This is a genomic window from Nonomuraea sp. NPDC051191, assembly GCF_044455665.1.
Lineage (GTDB): Bacteria > Actinomycetota > Actinomycetes > Streptosporangiales > Streptosporangiaceae > Nonomuraea.
Genome location: NZ_JBITEZ010000054.1, coordinates 1 through 1,826 on the forward strand (window position 1 = coordinate 1; position 1,826 = coordinate 1,826).

The 1,826-nt window shown below is 67.0% G+C and carries 1 protein-coding gene; it reads left to right on the forward strand.

Translation table 11 applies throughout. The features are described 5' to 3' along the window. A partial coding sequence (rpoB, locus tag ACIA8R_RS52955; RefSeq protein ID WP_397045848.1) for a DNA-directed RNA polymerase subunit beta occupies window positions 1-1,826 on the forward strand: 1,826 nt, incomplete at both ends.

Here is a 1,826-nt window from a genome sequence, read left to right on the forward strand (position 1 = left end):
AATCCCAAGCGGTACGACCTGGCCAAGGTGGGCCGCTACAAGATCAACAAGAAGCTCGGGGTCGACTCCGAGATCACGCAGGGCACGCTGACCGAAGAGGACATCGTCGCCACCATCGAGTACATCGTCCGCCTGCACGCGGGCGAGGAGTCGATGCCGGGCGCCAACGGTGAGGTGATCGTCGAGGTCGACGACATCGACCACTTCGGCAACCGCCGCCTGCGCAGCGTCGGCGAGCTCATCCAGAACCAGGTCCGGCTGGGCCTGGCCCGCATGGAGCGCGTCGTCCGCGAGCGGATGACCACCCAGGACGTCGAGGCGATCACGCCGCAGACCCTGATCAACATCCGTCCCGTCGTTGCCTCCATCAAGGAGTTCTTCGGCACCTCGCAGCTGTCGCAGTTCATGGACCAGACCAACCCGCTGGCCGGCCTGACGCACAAGCGGCGTCTGTCCGCGCTCGGCCCCGGTGGTCTGTCCCGTGAGCGGGCCGGCTTCGAGGTCCGTGACGTGCACCCGTCCCACTACGGCCGGATGTGCCCGATCGAGACCCCTGAAGGCCCGAACATCGGTCTGATCGGCTCGCTGGCCTCCTACGGCCGGATCAACGCCTTCGGCTTCGTCGAGACGCCTTACCGCAAGGTCGTCGACGGCAAGGTGACCGAGCAGATCGACTACCTGACGGCCGACGAGGAAGACCGCTACGTCAAGGCGCAGGCCAACACGACGCTCAACTCCGACGGTTCGTTCGCCGAGTCCCGCGTCCTGGTCCGTACCAAGGGCGGTGAGACCGAGCTCGCCCGTGCCGAGGAAGTCGACTACATCGACGTGTCGCCGCGCCAGATGGTGTCGGTGGCCACCGCGATGATCCCGTTCCTCGAGCACGACGACGCCAACCGCGCGCTCATGGGCTCCAACATGCAGCGCCAGTCGGTGCCGCTGCTCAAGAGCGAGGCGCCGCTGGTCGGCACCGGCATGGAGTACCGTGCCGCGACCGACGCCGGCGACGTCATCAGCGCCGAGAAGGCCGGTGTGGTCGAGGAGGTCTCCGCCGACTACGTCACCGTCATGAACGACGACGGCACGCGGACGACGTACCGGGTCGCCAAGTTCAAGCGCTCCAACCAGGGCACCTCCTTCAACCAGAAGCCCATCGTCGCCGAGGGCGACCGGGTCGAGGTCAACCAGGTCATCGCCGACGGCCCCTGCACCGACAACGGTGAGATGGCGCTCGGCAAGAACCTGCTCGTGGCGTTCATGCCGTGGGAGGGCCACAACTACGAAGACGCGATCATCCTGTCCCAGCGTCTCGTCCAGGACGACGTCCTTTCCTCGATCCACATCGAGGAGCACGAGGTCGACGCCCGCGACACCAAGCTGGGCCCCGAGGAGATCACCCGGGACATCCCCAACGTGTCGGAAGAGGTCCTGGCCGACCTCGACGAGCGCGGCATCATCCGGATCGGCGCCGAGGTCGTGCCCGGCGACATCCTGGTCGGCAAGGTCACCCCGAAGGGCGAGACCGAGCTGACCCCGGAGGAGCGGCTGCTGCGCGCCATCTTCGGTGAGAAGGCCCGTGAGGTCCGTGACACCTCGCTGAAGGTGCCGCACGGCGAGCAGGGCAAGGTCATCGGCGTGCGCGTGTTCAGCCGCGACGAGGGCGACGAGCTCCCGCCGGGCGTCAACGAGCTGGTCCGCGTCTACGTGGCCCAGAAGCGTAAGATCACCGATGGTGACAAGCTGGCCGGCCGGCACGGCAACAAGGGCGTCATCTCCAAGATCCTGCCGGTCGAGGACATGCCGTTCCTTGAGGACGGCACCCCGGT